Source organism: Halomonas sp. TA22 (genome assembly GCF_013009075.1).
Taxonomy (GTDB): Bacteria; Pseudomonadota; Gammaproteobacteria; order Pseudomonadales; family Halomonadaceae; genus TA22.
Window position 1 is genome coordinate 148,449 of the sequence record NZ_CP053108.1, and the last position, 17,530, is coordinate 165,978.

General features: G+C 58.4%; 18 protein-coding genes and 1 pseudogene. 12 read left to right on the forward strand and 7 right to left on the reverse strand.

What is annotated here, in order from left to right; genetic code table 11:
- Positions 1-393: 393 nt before the first annotated feature.
- Positions 394-1,626, forward strand: a complete 1,233-nt coding sequence (locus tag HJD22_RS00685) for a macrolide family glycosyltransferase (RefSeq protein WP_217267791.1) — start codon at positions 394-396, stop codon at positions 1,624-1,626.
- A gap of 1,168 nt (positions 1,627-2,794) precedes the next feature.
- Here HJD22_RS00685 and HJD22_RS00690 read toward each other — a convergent pair.
- Positions 2,795-4,036, reverse strand: a complete 1,242-nt coding sequence (locus HJD22_RS00690; protein WP_208654866.1) for an FAD-binding oxidoreductase — start codon at positions 4,034-4,036, stop codon at positions 2,795-2,797.
- 689 nt (positions 4,037-4,725) lie between these two features.
- Here HJD22_RS00690 and vapB point away from each other — a divergent pair.
- From vapB to HJD22_RS00710, 4 genes are all read left to right on the forward strand, one after another.
- The gene (gene vapB / locus HJD22_RS00695) at positions 4,726-4,956 is read left to right on the forward strand and encodes a type II toxin-antitoxin system VapB family antitoxin (protein ID WP_208654865.1); all 231 of its coding nucleotides are present in this window, start codon (positions 4,726-4,728) and stop codon (positions 4,954-4,956) included.
- On the forward strand, positions 4,953-5,372 hold the full coding sequence (locus HJD22_RS00700; RefSeq protein WP_208654864.1) for a type II toxin-antitoxin system VapC family toxin: 420 nt from the start codon (positions 4,953-4,955) through the stop codon (positions 5,370-5,372). The genes vapB and HJD22_RS00700 overlap by 4 nt, the downstream gene beginning before the upstream one ends.
- A gap of 220 nt (positions 5,373-5,592) precedes the next feature.
- Positions 5,593-6,207, forward strand: a complete 615-nt coding sequence (locus HJD22_RS00705) for a LysE family translocator (RefSeq protein WP_208654863.1) — start codon at positions 5,593-5,595, stop codon at positions 6,205-6,207.
- Positions 6,208-6,629: 422 nt separating this feature from the next.
- The gene (locus HJD22_RS00710; protein WP_208654862.1) at positions 6,630-7,040 is read left to right on the forward strand and encodes a nuclear transport factor 2 family protein; all 411 of its coding nucleotides are present in this window, start codon (positions 6,630-6,632) and stop codon (positions 7,038-7,040) included.
- A gap of 18 nt (positions 7,041-7,058) precedes the next feature.
- Here HJD22_RS00710 and HJD22_RS00715 read toward each other — a convergent pair whose 3' ends face one another.
- Positions 7,059-7,475 carry a VOC family protein gene (locus tag HJD22_RS00715; protein WP_208654861.1) on the reverse strand — a complete coding sequence of 139 codons (417 nt, stop codon included), beginning with the start codon at positions 7,473-7,475 and terminating at the stop codon, positions 7,059-7,061.
- 29 nt (positions 7,476-7,504) lie between these two features.
- Positions 7,505-8,119, reverse strand: coding sequence for a glutathione S-transferase family protein (locus HJD22_RS00720; protein ID WP_208654860.1), 615 nt, complete (start codon positions 8,117-8,119; stop codon positions 7,505-7,507).
- A gap of 136 nt (positions 8,120-8,255) precedes the next feature.
- On the opposite strand from HJD22_RS00720, the gene HJD22_RS00725 reads away from it, so the two are divergent.
- The 3 genes and pseudogenes from HJD22_RS00725 to HJD22_RS00735 all read left to right on the forward strand — a co-directional run.
- Positions 8,256-9,143: a LysR family transcriptional regulator gene (locus tag HJD22_RS00725; RefSeq protein WP_208654859.1), complete on the forward strand. Its 888-nt coding sequence runs from the start codon at positions 8,256-8,258 to the stop codon at positions 9,141-9,143.
- Positions 9,144-9,243: 100 nt separating this feature from the next.
- Positions 9,244-9,441 carry an SDR family NAD(P)-dependent oxidoreductase gene (locus HJD22_RS00730; RefSeq protein WP_302051033.1) on the forward strand — a complete coding sequence of 66 codons (198 nt, stop codon included), beginning with the start codon at positions 9,244-9,246 and terminating at the stop codon, positions 9,439-9,441.
- Between the two features lie 99 nt (positions 9,442-9,540).
- Positions 9,541-9,860: pseudogene (locus tag HJD22_RS00735) on the forward strand (IS30 family transposase); the annotation flags it as partial.
- A gap of 82 nt (positions 9,861-9,942) precedes the next feature.
- On the opposite strand, the gene HJD22_RS00740 reads toward HJD22_RS00735, so the two are convergent.
- The 3 genes from HJD22_RS00740 to HJD22_RS00750 all read right to left on the reverse strand — a co-directional run bounded on the left by HJD22_RS00740 (position 9,943) and on the right by HJD22_RS00750 (position 12,700).
- Positions 9,943-10,932, reverse strand: coding sequence for a phosphoribosyltransferase family protein (locus HJD22_RS00740; protein ID WP_208654858.1), 990 nt, complete (start codon positions 10,930-10,932; stop codon positions 9,943-9,945).
- Between the two features lie 76 nt (positions 10,933-11,008).
- Positions 11,009-11,350: a DUF427 domain-containing protein gene (locus HJD22_RS00745; RefSeq protein ID WP_208654857.1), complete on the reverse strand. Its 342-nt coding sequence runs from the start codon at positions 11,348-11,350 to the stop codon at positions 11,009-11,011.
- A 447-nt stretch (positions 11,351-11,797) separates the two neighbouring features.
- A complete protein-coding gene (locus HJD22_RS00750; RefSeq protein ID WP_208654856.1) occupies positions 11,798-12,700 on the reverse strand; it encodes a LysR family transcriptional regulator in 903 nt (300 codons plus the stop codon).
- A 186-nt stretch (positions 12,701-12,886) separates the two neighbouring features.
- Between HJD22_RS00750 and HJD22_RS00755 the strand changes: the two genes are divergently transcribed.
- From HJD22_RS00755 to yghU, 3 genes are all read left to right on the forward strand, one after another.
- The gene (locus tag HJD22_RS00755; RefSeq protein ID WP_208654855.1) at positions 12,887-13,465 is read left to right on the forward strand and encodes an NAD(P)H-dependent oxidoreductase; all 579 of its coding nucleotides are present in this window, start codon (positions 12,887-12,889) and stop codon (positions 13,463-13,465) included.
- 120 nt (positions 13,466-13,585) lie between these two features.
- Positions 13,586-15,343, forward strand: coding sequence for a mechanosensitive ion channel family protein (locus HJD22_RS00760; RefSeq protein WP_208654854.1), 1,758 nt, complete (start codon positions 13,586-13,588; stop codon positions 15,341-15,343).
- A 155-nt stretch (positions 15,344-15,498) separates the two neighbouring features.
- Complete coding sequence (gene yghU / locus HJD22_RS00765; protein WP_208654853.1) at positions 15,499-16,374, forward strand: glutathione-dependent disulfide-bond oxidoreductase; 876 nt, start codon at positions 15,499-15,501, stop codon at positions 16,372-16,374.
- A gap of 66 nt (positions 16,375-16,440) precedes the next feature.
- Here yghU and HJD22_RS00770 read toward each other — a convergent pair whose 3' ends face one another.
- Positions 16,441-16,821 carry a septal ring lytic transglycosylase RlpA family protein gene (locus HJD22_RS00770; protein ID WP_208654852.1) on the reverse strand — a complete coding sequence of 127 codons (381 nt, stop codon included), beginning with the start codon at positions 16,819-16,821 and terminating at the stop codon, positions 16,441-16,443.
- Between the two features lie 249 nt (positions 16,822-17,070).
- On the opposite strand from HJD22_RS00770, the gene HJD22_RS00775 reads away from it, so the two are divergent.
- Positions 17,071-17,457, forward strand: a complete 387-nt coding sequence (locus HJD22_RS00775; RefSeq protein WP_208654851.1) for a nuclear transport factor 2 family protein — start codon at positions 17,071-17,073, stop codon at positions 17,455-17,457.
- The last annotated feature ends 73 nt before the right edge of the window (positions 17,458-17,530 follow it).

The following is a 17,530-nucleotide window of genomic DNA, read 5'->3' on the forward strand; positions in this document are numbered from 1 at the left end:
GTTACGTGGGCAGCTGACGCCCCTGAGCGGACATGGTGGCAAAGAGAACAAGCACGTTCATCTGTGTTATGCAGCGTGCGCGGTGATTGGTTCAATGCCGCCGAGCTATACTTAATGCGCCTATATTTCAGTGCCTTAATAAGGCTGCGGGCGCGCGGCATAATATTCTTGAACGCGTATGCGTGTTCAAGTGGAATATCGATTATGCTACATAACACAACTGTTATGCGGCGCGGAAGCCTTTGACTCGTTCCTGAAACAGACAACGCCTAAATGGAGATCAACCGGTTAGACATCTTCTCCATCCCCGTAAGCGACCCACAAGCAGAAATCCATTTATGGGGACACGTTGGACTTTGAGGTCGTTCGAGTTGATCCCACCCGGAGGTGCCGATGACCCGCATCGTCATGACCGCCATGCCGGCAGCTGGCCACGTCAACCCCAGCGCGCCGCTGGTCCGTGAACTGGTCCGGCGCGGCATCGACGTCACCTTTTACGTCACCGAGGAGTTCCGCGCTGTCGTCGAGCAGTTAGGGGCCACCTGCCGCGCTTATCCCGACGGCACGATCTCCTCCAATGTAATTGCCGATGCCACCGCTCACGGCGGATCGGCGAAGGTCGTTCAGCGACTGCTGGAGGCGACGCAGACGCTGTTGCCGCTGCTGGAGTCCGAGCTGCGGGAGGCCCCCCCGGACGCGATCATGTTCGACTCGAACGCCCTATGGGGCCGAATGCTCGCGACCAGCCTGCGCCGTCCGGCGATCTCTCTTATGACCACGATCCTCGTCGACGCATCCGTGTTCCGCAGTTTGACTGTACGCGAGCGTCTTGCCGTAGTGCGGGAGACCGCGACCTCCCTGCCGGGAATCCTCGGCGCGCGACGACGGCTGCTGCGAAGCGCCGGTCGTGACCTCCTACCATCGAGTCCGGTGTTCCCGACCCGAGGTGATCTAACAATCTTCCCGATTCCTGCATGGATCCAATCTCCCGATGACCGGTGCGATGCGAGTAGCCACTTCGTCGGCCCTTCCATCGATACCGAGTTGCGCAGCGAGGAGATCGACGAGCAACTTGAACGCCTCTTTGGAGACGAGGTCCCCCTGGTGGTGGTGTCCCTAGGGACACTGCACCGCGGCGGCGAAGACTTCTTCCGATCCTGCATCGACGCCTTCGCTGCGCTGCCCGCGAACGTGCTGCTGGTCGTCGGCCGTGCCATGGACCCTGCCGATTTCGAATCAGCGTCGTCGAACATCGTGGTACGGGCCGTCGTGCCCCTACTCGCGGCGCTGCGGCAGGCGGCGGTGTTCGTGACGCATGGCGGAATGAACAGCGTGCTGGAGGGGCTCCACTTCGGCGTGCCGATGGTCGTTATCCCCCAGCAGGTCGAGCAGTTCCTTATCGGCCAGGCGGTCGCGGACCGTGGCGCGGGTCTTGTGCTGCGCCATCACCTCAGCGGGCAGAAGATCGGCACGAGGGAACTACGGGCAACCGTCGAGGCACTGCTGGATGATTCGTCTTACACGGCCTCGGCCCGCACTCTTGCAGCCACCCTGCACGAGGGCGGTGGAGCAATGGAGGCAGCCGATCAGATCGAACGTCTTCTCGGCGAGCCCGCTGCCATGTGAGGGAGAGACTCCGCCCCGGAGGCGACTCGTTTGGGATGGCTCTATAGATGGCTCTATAGATTCCTCTATGTCCATCTACAAGCCTCGGCGTTGCGGCCCGGGGTGTGCTCAGTAAATGAGCCGCATGGCTTCCGCATAACCAGTCGTTCAAGCGGACGCGCCGCTGGCGGGCGTTGCTTCTTTCGAGCGTCAGTGCTTCCTTGCCATAGATTGAATGTTGGCGTTTGGCGCGCCGCTTAACTCCGGTGTTCACTGGGAGGATTTTTGCAATACGGAACCGAAAAATATAGGAAGCTATTTGAGCAGATGTCTCCCCAAGAAATTGAGGAGATGAACCGACTCAGTTATGAGGAACACCAACGGCAAGCCGAAGCCAGGACACATCGATAGACTTTTCTCACTATCATTTTCAAATGCGAATTGATGGTCAAAATTCATTAACTTTAATGACTTTCATGTGCCTTTTACTGAACATGACCTATTTGTCCTAAAAACAGCATGGAGCAGTCCGACTGGTTAAAACAGGACTTCGGCGCAATAGGTTCTGGTATGCAAGACGCGGTAAGTGTCGAGTTGGATGACATTCTGGAGCATACAACTAGGTCGGAAGATGAGAGTGACGCGGTATACCACTTTTCGACAATGATCGACGCAAGGGATGACCCTATATCTGGTGAAGAGATTTATTAAATGCAGCAGGAAGCGGAAAGAATTGGAAAGTCACTTTCCTATATCGCTCAGAAAAGATTAAAAGATCGTGCAAAAGTCCAAACCGTAGCCAGCCCTGCAGATTCGATACCTGACCTTGCCTCTCGGACGGAGCACAAGCGCAGGTGAAGTTTGGCGACGCCTGTTTCGTTGCGGCGTCGCCTCCACCACAAAGGCGCGCATGCTGGCTGGCGTTATATCAGGGACTTCTCAAGGTCCGCTTTTGGCCGTTAGTTGACCTAAGGCTGTACACCTCCAACGTATCGTCACTTACCATGGCGCTAACCACCCACTCGCTGCACTACCACCTCTGCAACAGCCCCTGCTCGGTACGCAGCTGGCGCACCAGTTTGCCGAGTTCTTCGCTGTGGCGAATGGGAGTGCCCAAGTGGGCAGGGGAGTTGGTAGACAGCTTAAAGCGGGCGCCACAAGGGCGCCCGCTTTCGTTGTGACCTCACAGTCAGAAGCGATCGACGCGGAACGGCGTCATATCCACCTCGGGCGCTTCGCCATCCATCATCTGGGCGAGCAGCTCGCCTGTGGCCGGGCCCAGGGTAAAGCCCTGGTGGCCGTGGCCGAAGGCGAGCCATAACCCTTCCTTGTCGGGGGCGGGGCCGATCACCGGCTTCATGTCAGGCAGGCAGGGCCGGGCGCCTTTCCAGGGCTGGCTGTCGCGACGCTTGCCCAGCGGGAACAGCTTGCGTGCCACCTTCTCGGCGGCGGCCAGCTGCTTGTACTGGGGCGGCGAGTCCAGGTTGGCAAGCTCGGCGCCGGTGGTCAGGCGAATCCCGGCGCGCATCGGTTCGAGCAGGAAGCCCTTCTCGGCGTCCATCACCCAGTGGTTGAGCTTGGCCTCTCCTTCGGCGGAGTAGTGCATGTGGTAGCCGCGCTTCACGAACAGCGGCACTTTCATGCCCAGTCTTCCCAGCAGCTCTCCGGCCCAGGGCCCCAGGGCCACCACCACCTGCTCCGCCTCCAGGGGGCCTTCGCTGGTATTGACTCGCCAGCCGCCATCCACCTGGAGCACGTCCTCGACGCTGGCCTTCATCACATGGCCGCCCTGTTCGGCAAAGCTGCGGGCGTAGGCCTGCACCAGGCCACCCGGGTCCGAGACCATCCAGGGCTGCGCCCAGTGGATCGCCCCGATCAGCCCCTTGCCCAGGTGCGGCTCCTTGGCGTAGAGCGCCTCGGCGTCCAGCACCTCGTACTCCACTCCGAAGCGCTCGTGGTTCTCCTGGGCTTCTTTCTGGCGCTCCTCGAACTCCTTGCGGGTGCGGTAAAGCTCCAGCCAGCCGCCCTTGCGCACCAGCGCCTCGGCGCCGGCGGCCTCGATCATCGGCGCGTGGGCATCCTGGCAGCGCATGATCAGCGACGCCCACTCGCGAACGATGCGCTCGTAGCGTTCGCCACTCGAGTTCAACCAGTAGTTCAGCAGCGGGCCCGCTGCGCTCATCATGCCGGTGGGGCGGTAGCGGATGTCCACCTCGCGGTTGGGCAGCACCCGCAGCAGGGTGCCGATATCACGGGGGAAGGCATAAGGGCGCACCGCCTCGCGCTGGATGATGCCGGCATTGCCGAAGGAGGTCTCGAGCCCCGGCTCGCGGCGGTCCACCAGCGTGACGTCATGGCCGCGACGCACCAGATGCCAGGCCACCGATACGCCGACCATGCCGGCACCAAGAACGATGATATTGCGGGCCATGAGAGTCTCCCTGCCGATGATTCGGAAGCTCCGCGGCGGGCAGAGCCTGTCATGTGCGGAGCTTATCAGCACTTGTCATAAAAACGGCGATGTGCCGATAATTAAGACGAAGTGGCTATATTGACATATTAATGCAGAATATTTGCCCGAATCTTTGGGGGTAAATGGAGCTTTTGATTATGGCTGACGCTTGGCCCTTCTCGCGTCATTGTCGGATAGTATAGGTGCTGCCTGACGGCCTCCATGGTCTGACCATGGACGGTGGGGCGGGTGCTTAAGCTGGTGGGGTCAACTGCCCCCGACTGCCCACCGCTCCGGCAGCTTGCTGCAGTTGCTTAGCAGCCGCTGCTGCAGCCTCTCCAGCAGCGTTTACTCGGTGCCTTGGTGTGTCTCTGCGCTCAGGGTGGCGAGGGTAGTGTCGATGGCTGCCGGCATGCGTTCGGCGAGTTCGAGGCCTTGCTTGATGAAGTAACGTGGCTGGAATCGCATCGAGCGTGCCAGCGCTTCGAGTTGCGAGCGTTCGATACGGTTGGGGCGAGCCTCACCATCAATGCGAAACGTGAAGCGGCGTGCGAGGCCGCTGTAGAGTCATGGAAATCCCATCTGATCCACCGCTTGCATATGTCTTGCATATGCATGGTGCGGCTACTATAGTGCCATATGTAAAGCATGTGCGTGGGGTGAGAGAAATGCGTACCGTGTCAATATTCAAGAATGGCAAGAATCAGGCAGTCCGACTGCCCGCCGACATGGCCTATGAAGGCATTGGGGAGCTGGAAATCACGAGGGAGGGAGATGTGATCACCCTTCGCCCTGTTCGGCCTTCCTGGGCGTCTCTGCATGACTTGCCGAAAGCTGACGACGACTTCCTGAAAGAACGGCCAACAGTCGTGGGCGATGAAGGTAGGTTCCATCTGTGACTACCTACATGCTCGATACATGCATCTGCTCATTCATCATGCGTGAGCACCCAGCATCGGTGATCCAGCGCTTGACCACTGAAGTTGAGAAGGGCAATCGGATAGTCGTTTCTGCCATCACCTACGCCGAGATGCGTTATGGTCAGCTCGGCAAGAAGGCATCAGCCAAGCACAAGATATTGGTCGATGAGTTCGTGAAGCGTCTTGATGCCGTATTGGCGTGGGATCAGCCAGCAGTGGATGCGACGGTGGAGGTCATGGGCGACCTGACCAGTGCTGGGACGCCCATCGGACCTAACGACACAGCGATAGCAGGACACGCAATTGCCTCTGGCTGTACGTTGGTGACCAACAACGTTCGTGAATTCGGCCGTGTTAAAGCCTTAGTTTACGAAGACTGGTGTCATTATTCATGACGGCTGCCACCCTTGCGCCGCACTACGACCTCGAGCCTCATCAGGCCCAGCACGTCCAACACCTTTTGCAGTTGCAGGGTCGGTTTGCCGCGCTCCAGGCGACGATGAAGCGGTTGCCGGTGCCGGCCGTTGCTTTTACAGGCGGCGGCGGGGATGCTTTAGTAAGCATGTGCTGAACGTCACCGATATGACCCATTGAAGCTCGTGCAAGGAGCACGCTATGCCGCTGGAACTGTGGCTTTCCTTCTGTTTGGCCTCGCTGTTGATCATCGTTTCGCCCGGCCCCGCCGTGGCCCTGCTGGTCACTACCGGGATCAACCGAGGGCGACGCGCTGCCCTAGCCATGCTGCCTGGTTTCTTCCTGGGGGATTTGCTGGCCATGACCCTGTCGTTTGCCGGGGTCGGTGCGCTGCTGATGGCCTCCGCCGAGCTGTTCCAGCTCTTCAAATGGCTCGGGGCCGCCTATCTGCTTTATCTAGGCATCAAGATGTGGCGCGAGGCCGGCCAACTGGGCGAACTGCAGCCTACAGGCACGGATATTCGTCTCGGTACCGCCAAGGCGTTTCTGGTCACCGTGCTGAACCCCAAGAGCCTGGCCTTCTTCATGGCCTTCATGCCCCAGTTCGTGGCGCCCAGCCAGCCCCTGCTGCCGCAGTTGGTCATCCTATTCTCGACCTTCCTGGTCATCGGCGTGCTCAGCGATCTCGCCTTCACCTTCCTGGCCACCAGCGGCGGCCGGGTGCTGAGTGCTCGGTTGCGCCGCATCCTGCACCGCACCGGTGCCGGCAGCCTGATCGGGGCGAGTGCCCTGGTCGCTGCCATGCGGCGGCCTTGAGGGCATTCGCCAGGTTGAAGTGGTTATCGAACCCCCAGGTGACCATCAATCGTCGCTCCATCTTGCCGCGTTCTAGCTAAGTGGAGCGTGAGAAGCGCAGAGTATCGGTCTCAAGGTTGGCGCCCACGGCGCCGGAATCGAAGGCGTGATAAGGCCTTCCGAAATCCACGCCAGGCACCGCTAAACAGCTTGGCAAAGAGGCCTGCGCGCAACCGGGCATTGCGCTGCTCGATTTCGCGCATTTTCGGATCCGGGTTGTGGAAGGCCATGACTATCACCCCGCTGCTGTCGCAAGCACACTTGATGCATAGCACGGGGTTGCAGCGACTGTCGAGCCACGTGGCTGTAAGTGGGTAGATTGAGCATGTAGAGGGTGGCCATCGCGACCTGGCTGCGCCAGGGCTCCAAGAGGGGGAAGCAGGATGAGAACAGCAGGCGATGTGGTGCGCGAATTCTGGCGGCTGATGGCAACCAATGACTTTTACTCGGTCATGGCGGTGCTTGTGTCGGAATTCGTTCTCGAATGGCCGCAGTCCAACGAGCGCATCCGCGGCGCTGAGCGTTTCGCACGGATGAATGCCGAATACCCGGCCCATGGCCGTTGGCAGTTCACGCTGAATCGCGTCGTCGAGGGTGACGGTGAGGTGGTGACGGAAGTCGCCATCACCGATGGTGTCCAGTCGGCAACGGCGATCTCCTTTTTCACGGTAGAGAAGGGAAGGATTATCCGGCTGGTCGAATACTGGCCCGAGCCCTACTCGGCCCCCGTGGGCAGGGCACATCTCGTCGAGCCGATGCCATCACGGGCCTTCCGTGGCGCCGGGCAGCGCTGAACATGGCTTGTCGTCAAGTTAGTGCGGGTGCGGCAGGATTTCGTTGAACTCCAGCACATTCAGATCGGGGTCGCGGATGAAGCAGACATTGCGGCGTCCGTGGCCCATCATGACTGGCCCCTCGGTGATCTTGGTCCCTTCATGCGTCAGCCATGCCACCAGTTCGTCCATGCTCTCGACGATGAAGGCGGCATGGGTGTAGCCGGGCCGTTTGATCGGCGCGTCCAGCAGCACGTTGCCTTCCTCGGCAAGCTCGCCGTTGTAGATCAGGTGGATGCGCAGGCCTGACGGATGCACGAGGCCGCAGGCCTTGGCCTCGGGGGCAAACTCTCCGGGATCGCGCAGGAAACCGAGCTTGGCGTAGAAGGATTCCGCTGTGGCGAGATCGGTGACGCGGATGCCTATATGGTCGAGATGAAGCGTGTCAAAACGCATGGTAATGACTCCTTGAGGAAGTGGCCTGCTCAGACATTGAGTCCGGCGCGGGTGCGCTGGAAGGGGATGAAACCGGGGAGGCCTTCGATCTGGCGCAGCCAGGCCTGGACTCTGGGGTAGCCGGTGAGGTCGACGTTGCCCTCGGGGGCCCGTTCGATGTAGCTGTAGAGCGCGATGTCGGCGATGCTCGGCTCTGCCGTTGCGGCGATCCAGCGCTGGCCTTCCAGCGTCCGCTCCATGACGGCGAGCGTGGCGTGGGCGCGCTCGATCACCTCCTCGGGGCGGAAGGGTACACCGAATACGGTGATAAGCCGGGCGGCGCAGGCGCCATAGGCGACCTTGCCGGCCGCGACCGAGAGCCACCGCTGTACCCGCGCCTCGTTGGCGGGATCGGTCGGCAGCCAATGGGAAGAACCGATCTTCCTCGCCACATAGACGAGAATCGCCAGCGAGTCCGCGATGATGATGCCGTTGTCGTCGAGCACCGGTACTTCACCGAAGGCATTGAGCGCGAGAAATTCCGGTTGCTTGTGGGCGCCGGCCGCCAGATCGACCTCGATCAGTTCATGCTCGACTCCGGCAAGGGAGAGAAACAGGGCGGCGCGATGGGCGTGCCCTGAGAGAGCGTAATGGTAGAGCTTCATGACAATTGTCCTCCTGCAGACGAAGCCTCATTCTGTCTCTCGCTTGAAGGCGAGAGAATCCGTCAGAATCACACTTCATCATTGCGATAACCGATAATAATGCTCGGCGATGGACGAGCGATGGACAGGAGGCGCAATGGACAGGCTGCGAACGCTAAGGACCTTCATCTGCGTAGCGGAACAATCGAGCTTCGCCGAAGCGGGGCGGCGGATGAACATGTCGCCCACCACCGTGACACGGACCATCGCGGCGCTGGAGGCGAGCCTTGGCGTTCAGCTGTTGATGCGCACCACGCGCAGCGTTCGGCTGACCGAGGAGGGGGCACTGTTCCTGGAGCGATGCCGGGCAGGGCTTGCCGAGATCGACGGGGCGTTCGATATCGTCCGTGGTGGCCGCGCGACGCCGCGAGGCACCCTGACGGTGACGGCGCCGGTCATGTTCGGCCGGCTGCACGTGCTGCCGGTGGTGGTCGAGCTGCTGCGGCAGTATCCCGAGCTTCAGGTCAGGCTCCTGCTGCTGGATCGGGTGGTTCGCCTGGTCGATGAGGGCATCGACGTTGCCGTTCGCATCGCCGAGTTGCCGGACAGCTCGCTGCACATGCTGCAAGTCGGTCAGGTGCGGCGAGTGCTGAGTGCGAGCCCGGCCTATCTCGCCGCGCGTGGCAGGCCGACGTCGCTGACCGATCTTCGCGATCATGACCTGATCTGGATAGAGGATGAGGCCGGGCCGCATCGCGGGTGGGGCCTCGATGAGGTTCGGCGATCCGGAAGCCCCGCCAGACTGACAGTCAACCATATGGACGCGGCCATTGCCGCTGCGGTCGCCGGGCTCGGCGTGGTGCGAACGCTCTCCTACCAAGTCGCCGATGATGTCGCGGCAGGGAGGCTCGAGCATATCCTGAATGACGATGCCGCCCCGGCGCTGCCGATTTCCTTGCTGTTCCAGAGCGGTCGCAGAGATCATCCGAACGTGCGCGCCTTCATCGATGCCGCCAAGCAGCACTTGCAGGGGGTATCGCTGTAGCCGGTGCGGTGGCGATGTTAGACATCGGTTCACCAATGCTGTGGCTAGCTGTCCTCATTTTTCCGCACCTTAGGCGTGTTGCTTTAGTCTGCTTGGGCCGATTCGGCTGACCAACGCATTGATCGACCACCTGATAAGCCAGCCAGACGCGGTAATCGTAAACGTATCGTCCGGCCTTGCCTTCGTCCCGCTGAGCGCCACGCCAACCTACAGCGCCACCAAGGCGGCGCTTCACTCCTATTCGGTCTCCCTGCGCGAACAGCTCAAGGGCAAGGTCGAGATGCTCAACGCGCTGTGAGCGCGAGCGCATCTCAGTATCGGCCTACGCCACTCGCTTGCCGATGGCGCAAGGCCGCACAGTCCGGCGCTAGACCTCCCTGGTGGTCGGGGCTTGCGATCTCTGCGCCTGTCCATGACTTACAACCAAGGCCGAGAGATGGTGAAACGTGCCGAATTACTCAGAAAACCGGTACAGCGATCTATTTCGCTGACCCACATAGCCCATGGCAGCGGGGTTCCAACGCGAATACCAATGGCCTGTTGCGGCAGTACCCGCCCAAGGGCACAGACCTCTCGATCTACCGCCAGGAAGAGCTCGACGAGATCGCCAACTCACTGAATACACGGTCACGCAAAACACTGAACTGGCGACCGCCGCTGGAAGTCTACGCCGAAGTGCTCAAGAAGTCGGTCGCCGGCCCGAGCACACTTCAATAGCGTTGCTGGAACTTGAGATCACCCTCTTGCTGTCAGCAGAAGATAACTCCTATAACTCATTTTATCATGCGGAACCCTATGCCTACTTTATTGTCCTATTATTAACAAACACCAACGCCCTAAAGACCAGATGCGAAAGAGGCTCAATAAACCTAATCTTGAATTTTCTGAAAAGCACTTTCTTTCTTTTGTTTTTAACCAGTCCCAAGAAGCTAGGCAAAAACATATGATTATTATCAACGCAATAAACAGGCTTTGCCGTCAGCTCCATAATCTTTTTGGCTTGTCTAACATTGCTATCTATAAATAAAACAAGCTCGCTCTGATCCTTAAAATAGGCGGCTTTATGAGCACTATGCGCACTTAACCTCTGTCGCTCAGCTTTAGATGGCAGGTCAAGCATTATTAAGTTTTCATACTGAATTCCATTTTTCTTAAGCCATTCCTCTGTTTGAGGCCGATATTTTTCTAACCTGCTTGTCACCAATGAATGTATTCTACAGGAAGGAATGATGTGCGGTTTTGCGTTAGTCAAAAAACCCAAATATTTTTTCCCATCATCATTTTCATCTTCACTTGGATCAAGACAAAGTACGCCATCAATATCAACACAAGCCCGAGACAATATTCTGTGATGAAAAACATTCCATTCAAAAATTCTGGGTGCGGGCACATGCTCAAAATAAAAATCTATATCAGCTCGATTCTTCCTATCTGAATAGATAGCTACAGATGTAACACGTTCTCTTAGATCATTGGGCAATTTTTCTAAAATATAAGCCATAGACTCACCCGATAAAATGCTATCATCGACCAACAGAACTTTTCTTGCATCATGCGCAGTACAAAGCTTGTTTTTGACTTGCCGAGTGAGCCCATTTTTCAGTGGGCGGTTCTGAATGTATCCATCAATATCAATAACATTTAAGTTAGTGTACAGCCCAATCATGTAAGCAGGTATCATTCCGCTTCTTGGTATGCCTACTATCAAATCATATCCACCTGAATGAATCTTATACAGATGCTTCTTAATATCTTCTGACAGGTTGTAAAAAGACTTGTAATTTATCATGAAAGTTTTCCTTTTGAGCGAAATTACACAGCAATAATAAACAATGTGGAGTAAAGCTATGAGTAGACGATGGAAGTCATGGAGGCAATTGCATGAAAGGTGGCTTTGAAAATGAAATGATCGAAATGAAAGGCAGAAAATAACCGGTGACTATCCAAAGCGGACCAGCATAAAGGACTTGCGTAAGCATATGTTCTTGTATTCGCCATTTGTAGAAGTAACGGATCACCTTATGGGAGCGAGCCAGCCATTCCATCCGCGCCTCTTCGCAAGGCAGATAATGGCGCAGTGGGTAGCCGCGTTCGTGAATTTCGATGGCGCTGGTGGTCTCGGCGAGAAGCGTGTCACCGAGCTTTACCTGCACCCGGCGATTGTGAGGATGCAGTACAATGCGAGGCTTGACGGAGTCATTGGCCATGGTCCTTCCCTGCGCGTAAAGTTTGTGTGTTTGTTGTATTTATATTGCCATTTGTAACGATGCTAGCACAGAAGAGGGTTAGTTCCATGCTTTGGATCTTGAATTCAACCATAAGCGCAGCACCAGCGGTGTTTAGGGCTCCTAAACACTCCCAGGGACACCTGTGCCGGTGTCCGATAGCCGAGACGCTTTCGAGGACGGTCATTCAGTTTCCTCACCATTTGTCGCAACTCGGCAGTTGATCTGCCGGACATTGATGCCCATCATCTGACAGGCCTTGGCCAGCCGAGCACCGTCACGCTGGACGTCTTGCACCAGTGTCACGATGCGCTGGCGATCCGGGAGGCTGATCAGTCGTTCTCGTCGCTGTTCGTGCCCCAGATCAACTGTCAATGCTGATGAGAATCATTACAGTTTAAATAGGGTGGCTAATCGTCACTGTTTCCTTCACCCCTGCAGATACTGTCCTGGCAGCCGCTGTGCCAGAAACTCCATGAACAACCGGGTGCGCTGGGAAAGTATGGCCTGGCGATAATAGACAGCGTTGATGGGCTGGGTCTGGAACTCGACATGCTGAGGTAATACCTCGACCAACGCCCCTTTCCGGCGGAGGGAAAGCGTCATGAAGTCGGCGAGGCAGGCGATGCCTTCGCCAGCGGTCGTGAGTTCCAGCAGCGTGGTGCCGCTTGAGGCCGCCAGTGTCGGCGTGATGTGCAGATATTTGCCATCGGCGCGGCGTAGGGGCCAGCGGTTGAGATGGTCGAGCTGGCTGAAGCCAAGCAGGCTGTGATGCCCAAGCGCCTCGACGCTGTGCGGTACGCCGTGGCACTCGAGGTAGCGGGGGCTGGCCAGGATGCGCAGCGGACTTTGGCCCAGTGGCCGGGCATGGAGCGAGGAGTCCTCCAGTTCACCGATGCGGATGGCGAGGTCGACGCGCTGTTCGAGTAGGTCGACAAAGCGGTCGTGGGTGTCGAGCTCCAACGTGATGCCAGGATAGAGGGCGCGGAACTCGCCGATCACCGGTGCGATGACGAACTGCATGAAGCTCGGGGCGGCATTGATCCTGAGCCTACCCTGCGGCTGGTCGTGACGGTCGAGGATCGACTCCTCCGCCATTTCCACGGCGGAAAGAATATGGCGGCAGTGGCCAAGAAACGTCTCGCCCTCCTCGGTGAGTTCCAAGCGGCGCGTGGTCCGGCGCAGCAAGGTCGCGCCGAGCTTCCGCTCCAGACGGTTGAGCGCACGGCTGACGCCGGAGACGGTGATGCCGAGCCGTTCTGCGGCACCGGTGATCGAGCCACAGTCGACCACGGTGACAAACGCTTGCTGCTCTTCGAGGGTGCTTTTCATAGTCTCTTCATGCGGATTTGCACTGTTTTAGATGCGGGATTAAATAGGCACTGTTGATTTTAAGTCAAAAGTGTCTTGTTCTGATCTCGGTTTTTCTTCTTCTTCTCGACTCCCACAATACGTCTCACCGGATCCCTGCCTATGACGTGAGGGCAGGCCATGACGACTATTCAAGAGGTTTGATGAATGAGGATTCTGCTGATCAATGGCGGCAAGGCGTTTGCTCACTCTGGTGGTGAGCTCAACAATACCCTTCACGGTGTTGCACTCGAAACCCTGAGTGAGCTGGGCCACGAGGTGCGTGAGACGGTGATCGAGCGTGGTTACGATGCAGAGGCAGAGGTGCAGCGTTATATATGGGCCGAAGCGATTATCTATCAGATGCCAGGCTGGTGGATGGGCGCCCCCTGGACCGTCAAGCGCTACATCGATGAGGTTTTTACCGCTGGGCACGGTTCGCTCTATGCCAGCGATGGGCGTTCGCGCCAAGACCCGACCAAGCAGTACGGTAGTGGTGGTTTGCTGCAGGGGCGGCGCTACATGCTTTCGCTCACCTGGAACGCGCCGCTGGAAGCCTTCGAGGAGGCGGGCAACTTCTTCGAGGGGCGTGGCGTGGATGGCGTCTACTTCCCGTTTCACAAGTCCCAGGCGTTCGTGGGCTTGGCAGCACTGCCCACGTTCATTGCCACCGATGTGATCAAGGCACCTGAGGTACAGCGCGACAAGATCGCTTACCGTAAGCACCTGATGCGGCTCTTTGGCTAGGCAAGACGATTCACGCTTCGCGACTGCATACCCGCGCTTCCACTCGTTGGTATCGGTAAGCCCAATACAACCCGACTGTCAGGTAGCATGGGGGTGGGTTATCGCAATCGGAAGGCACGTATGAAGCGAAGTGGAACATGGCGCCTGTGGATCGTATTGGCAGTGGCATTCACGTTCTCGAGCCTGTGCATGGCGCAAATGCCGCAGGGCGGAGGCGGTGGCGAGAGCCAAGGCGAAAGCGAAGAGAGGTTGTGGTTCGCCGTCGATTCACTGAATGCCGGACTGGACGACCCCCCCGAGGCGGTCCAGCGCCTTTCGCCACGCGAGGCGATCCGCAGTTTCCTTTCGCTTACCGAAGAGGAGGAGTTCGCGGCGGCGGCGCATGTGCTCAACCTCTCCGACCTGACCGATGCCGAGCAGCAAGCGCGAGGGGCGCAACTTGCCATGCAGTTGGCGGCGGTTCTCAGGCGTGGCGAGTGGCTCAACGTGTCCAACCTTTCGGGGCGCCAGGATGCCGCCATCGAGGACCCCTCAGGGGAGCATCCCCTGACGGGAGAGCCGCGCCGGAATATCCAGTTGGCCTCGCTCGAGGCCGATGGCGAAGCCTATGATATTCGGCTGGGTCGTTACCGGGAGGGCGACGAGGAGCCGGTCTGGCTGATCACGCCGGACAGCGTTGCATCGCTTCCCGTGCTTTACGAGGAGTACGGCCCCTCATTGTTGGAGGAGTACATCCCGAAGCGCTTCAAGTCGTCGTTCGGGATGCTCGAGATATGGGAGTGGATCGCCATTCCGGCTTTCCTGCTGGCGATTGGCCTGGTGGGGTGGGGGGTCTACAGCCTGGTCGGCTTGACGGCACACTGGTTCCCGTCGGGTTCGCCAAGCATCTTCGCCAGTCGTATCAGGGGCCCCATGGCGCTGCTCGTCATGTCGCTCGTGGCCCAGGTACTGCTCGACTACGTGGTCTCCTTCACGGCGGTGGCCACCACGTTCATTCGCGTGCTGCTGATCACTATCATGGCCTGGGGGGGCGGAACGATCGCGCTGCGTCTCGTCGACACCATCATGCTGAGGATGATGCGGCGCCTGGTGGGCGGGATCGACGATACCAAGCCCAAGGACGAGCGCAAGTTGCTGACATCGCTCTATGCGTTGCGTCGGCTGATCATCCTGGTCACGGTGATCGCCGTTTCGGTCTATGTGCTTAGCCAGATCCAGCTCTTCGAGACGCTGGGGCTGTCGCTGCTGGCCTCGGCCAGCGTGATTGCCGTGCTGGTGGGTATTGCCGGCCAAGCGGTGCTTGGCAACATCCTCTCATCGTTTCAGCTGTCGCTGGCCAAGCCGATCCGTATCGGCGACCTGGTGATGTTCGAGGGCCAGTGGTGCTATGTCGAGGGTATCTTCTATACGTTCATTCGCTTGAGGGTGTGGGACGAGCGGCGCTTGATCGTGCCGGTAACGTACTTTGTCTCCAAGCCCTTCGAGAACCTGTCGGTGAAGAGCGCCAAGATGTACAGGACGCTGGAGATGAAGCTTCATTTGAGCGCCGACATACAGCAGATCAGGGAGAAATTCCTGGCGTTCGCCAAGGAGGAGGACAACGTCGTCGAGCATCACAAATTGTGCTGCTACGTAACTGCGCAGAGCGAGACGTCCCAGACGGTCTCCTGCTACCTGATGGCGTCCGACCCCTTCGCCGGCTGGGTCGCGGAAATGAATATCCGCGAGAGGCTGATGGCCTTCATCCGGGAGAATCACCCCGAGTGGTGGCCGCGAGACGTGGTAGTCATCAGCCATCATGATATCGCCAAGGACAAACGGTCAGGCAACCGCCAGACAGCAGTGCAGGAGGGGGCCGGCGACAGGTCGGCTGAATAAGGATAATCATCGGCCATCGACCGGTAGGTGACCAATGCGATCAATGGTGCAACGCCGGCTCGAAGAACGACACTTAACACGCTATCTTTTAGCTACCGAGTATGTTCCGCAGCACTAGCCGGGCCGCGCCATCCTCATGCTTTCAGGAGTTGTTTATGAGCCAGGAAAACGCGTACGTGCCGCCTCGAGTATGGAAATGGGAGAAGGAGAGTGGTGGCAAGTTCGCCAGCATCAACCGGCCCATTGCCGGCCCCACCCACGACAAGGCATTGCCGGTCGGCAAGCACCCGTTACAGCTCTACTCGCTTGCCACGCCCAACGGGGTCAAGGTGACGGTGATGCTCGAGGAATTGCTGGCGCTGGGTCACCAGGCGGCCGAATACGACGCCTGGCTGATCAACATCGGCGAGGGCGATCAGTTCGGCAGCGGCTTCGTCGAGGTTAATCCGAACTCCAAGATTCCCGCCTTGATGGACCACCGCTCCACGCCGCCCACCCGCGTGTTCGAGTCGGGCGCGATCCTGTTCTACCTGGCCGAGAAGTTCGGCGAGTTCTTGCCGCGCGATCCCGCCAAACGTGCGGAGACGCTGAATTGGCTGTTCTGGCAGATGGGCAGTGGGCCATTGCTTGGCGGTGGCTTCGGTCACTTCTACGCCTATGCGCCGGTCAAGATCGAATATGCCATCGACCGTTACGCCATGGAGGCCAAGCGTCAGCTCGACGTGCTCAACCGGCGTCTGGCAGAGTCGTCCTATCTCGGCGGTGACGAATACACCATCGCCGACATGGCGGCCTGGCCCTGGTACGGCCAGTTGGTGCTTGGGCAGTTGTATGAGGCCGCCGAGTTCCTGCAGGTACAGGAGTACGAGCATGTCCTGCGCTGGGCCAGGAAGATCGAAGCGCGTCCGGCAGTGAAGCGTGGGTGCATGGTCAACCGTAGCTTCGGCGATCCCGGTGGACAGCTACATGAGCGCCACGACGCCAGCGACTTCGAGACCCGCACGCAGGACAAGCTAGACAAAACGCGTTAAGGCAGAAGGGCCAAACATAGATGCCGGCTCCAAGGCCGGCATGCTTCGCTTCTGATATGGCTACTATCAATTTACCTGCGTCACCATTACCGGCACCGTGCCTCGATTGATCATGCCGAGCTTGCGTGCAGCGCGCTTGGAGAGGTCGATGATGCGCCCTTGGACGTAGGGACCGCGATCGTTGATCAGTACTTCCACTTCCTGGCCGGTATCCGGGCGGGTGACGAGCACCATGGTACCCAGCGGCAGCGAGGGGTGAGCGGCCGTCAGCGCCTGCTGGTCGAAAGGCTCGCCACTAGCGGTGGCGGCACCTTGGAAAGCATCGCTGTAGAAGGAGGCGATGCCTTGCTCGGTATCGTCTGCCTGAGCATGCGCGATCGCATGGCCAGAGGCCAGCAGACCCCCTGCCAATGCGCAGGCGATAAGAAGTTGGGAAAATCTTCCCATGATATTTCCTCAAGGTTCTCGTGTAGCAGTGTTCAGCATCCATTGATGCAATGAGGGCCATAGGACAAGGGAGAATAATAGCCGGCGTAGCGGGATGTGGCAACCAAAGCGGCGTTTGACGGAATTCGCTGCAATATTTTTGTCAATCGCGTCATTAGGGCGAAAATGGTTTGCTTGGTGCATAATGATCAATGATCTAGATTTACCGTCATGACGACGATGCTATGCATATATCAGGAGCGCCATGCCATGGATGACGAGAAGCACAAGCAGATACTGATCGAGAAGTACCTGAGCGCCTACAATTCGTTCGATATCGATAGGATGCTTGCCACGCTGCATGACGAGATCGAATTCAGGAATGTCTCGGGCGGCGTCATAAATGCACATGCATCGGGTAAGGAGCAGTTTCGTCGCCTGGCGGAACATGGCAAGACGCTGTTCCTCTCGCGTCAGCTCACCGTGCGCGGCTACGATCTCGAAGCGGAACCCGCGACCGTCAATATCCACTTCCGGGGCTCGCTGGCCTTCGATATTCCCGAGGGTGCCAGCAAAGGAGAGACAATGGAGATGGAGGGGCGCTCCGAATTCTCATTCCAGGATGGGCTGATTCGCAAGATCGTCGATATCAGCTGATTCAGCGCGGGCAACGATACTGACAACGACGCCGGCCACTTGGCCGGCGTTATGATATGCAGGTGTCGTGGTC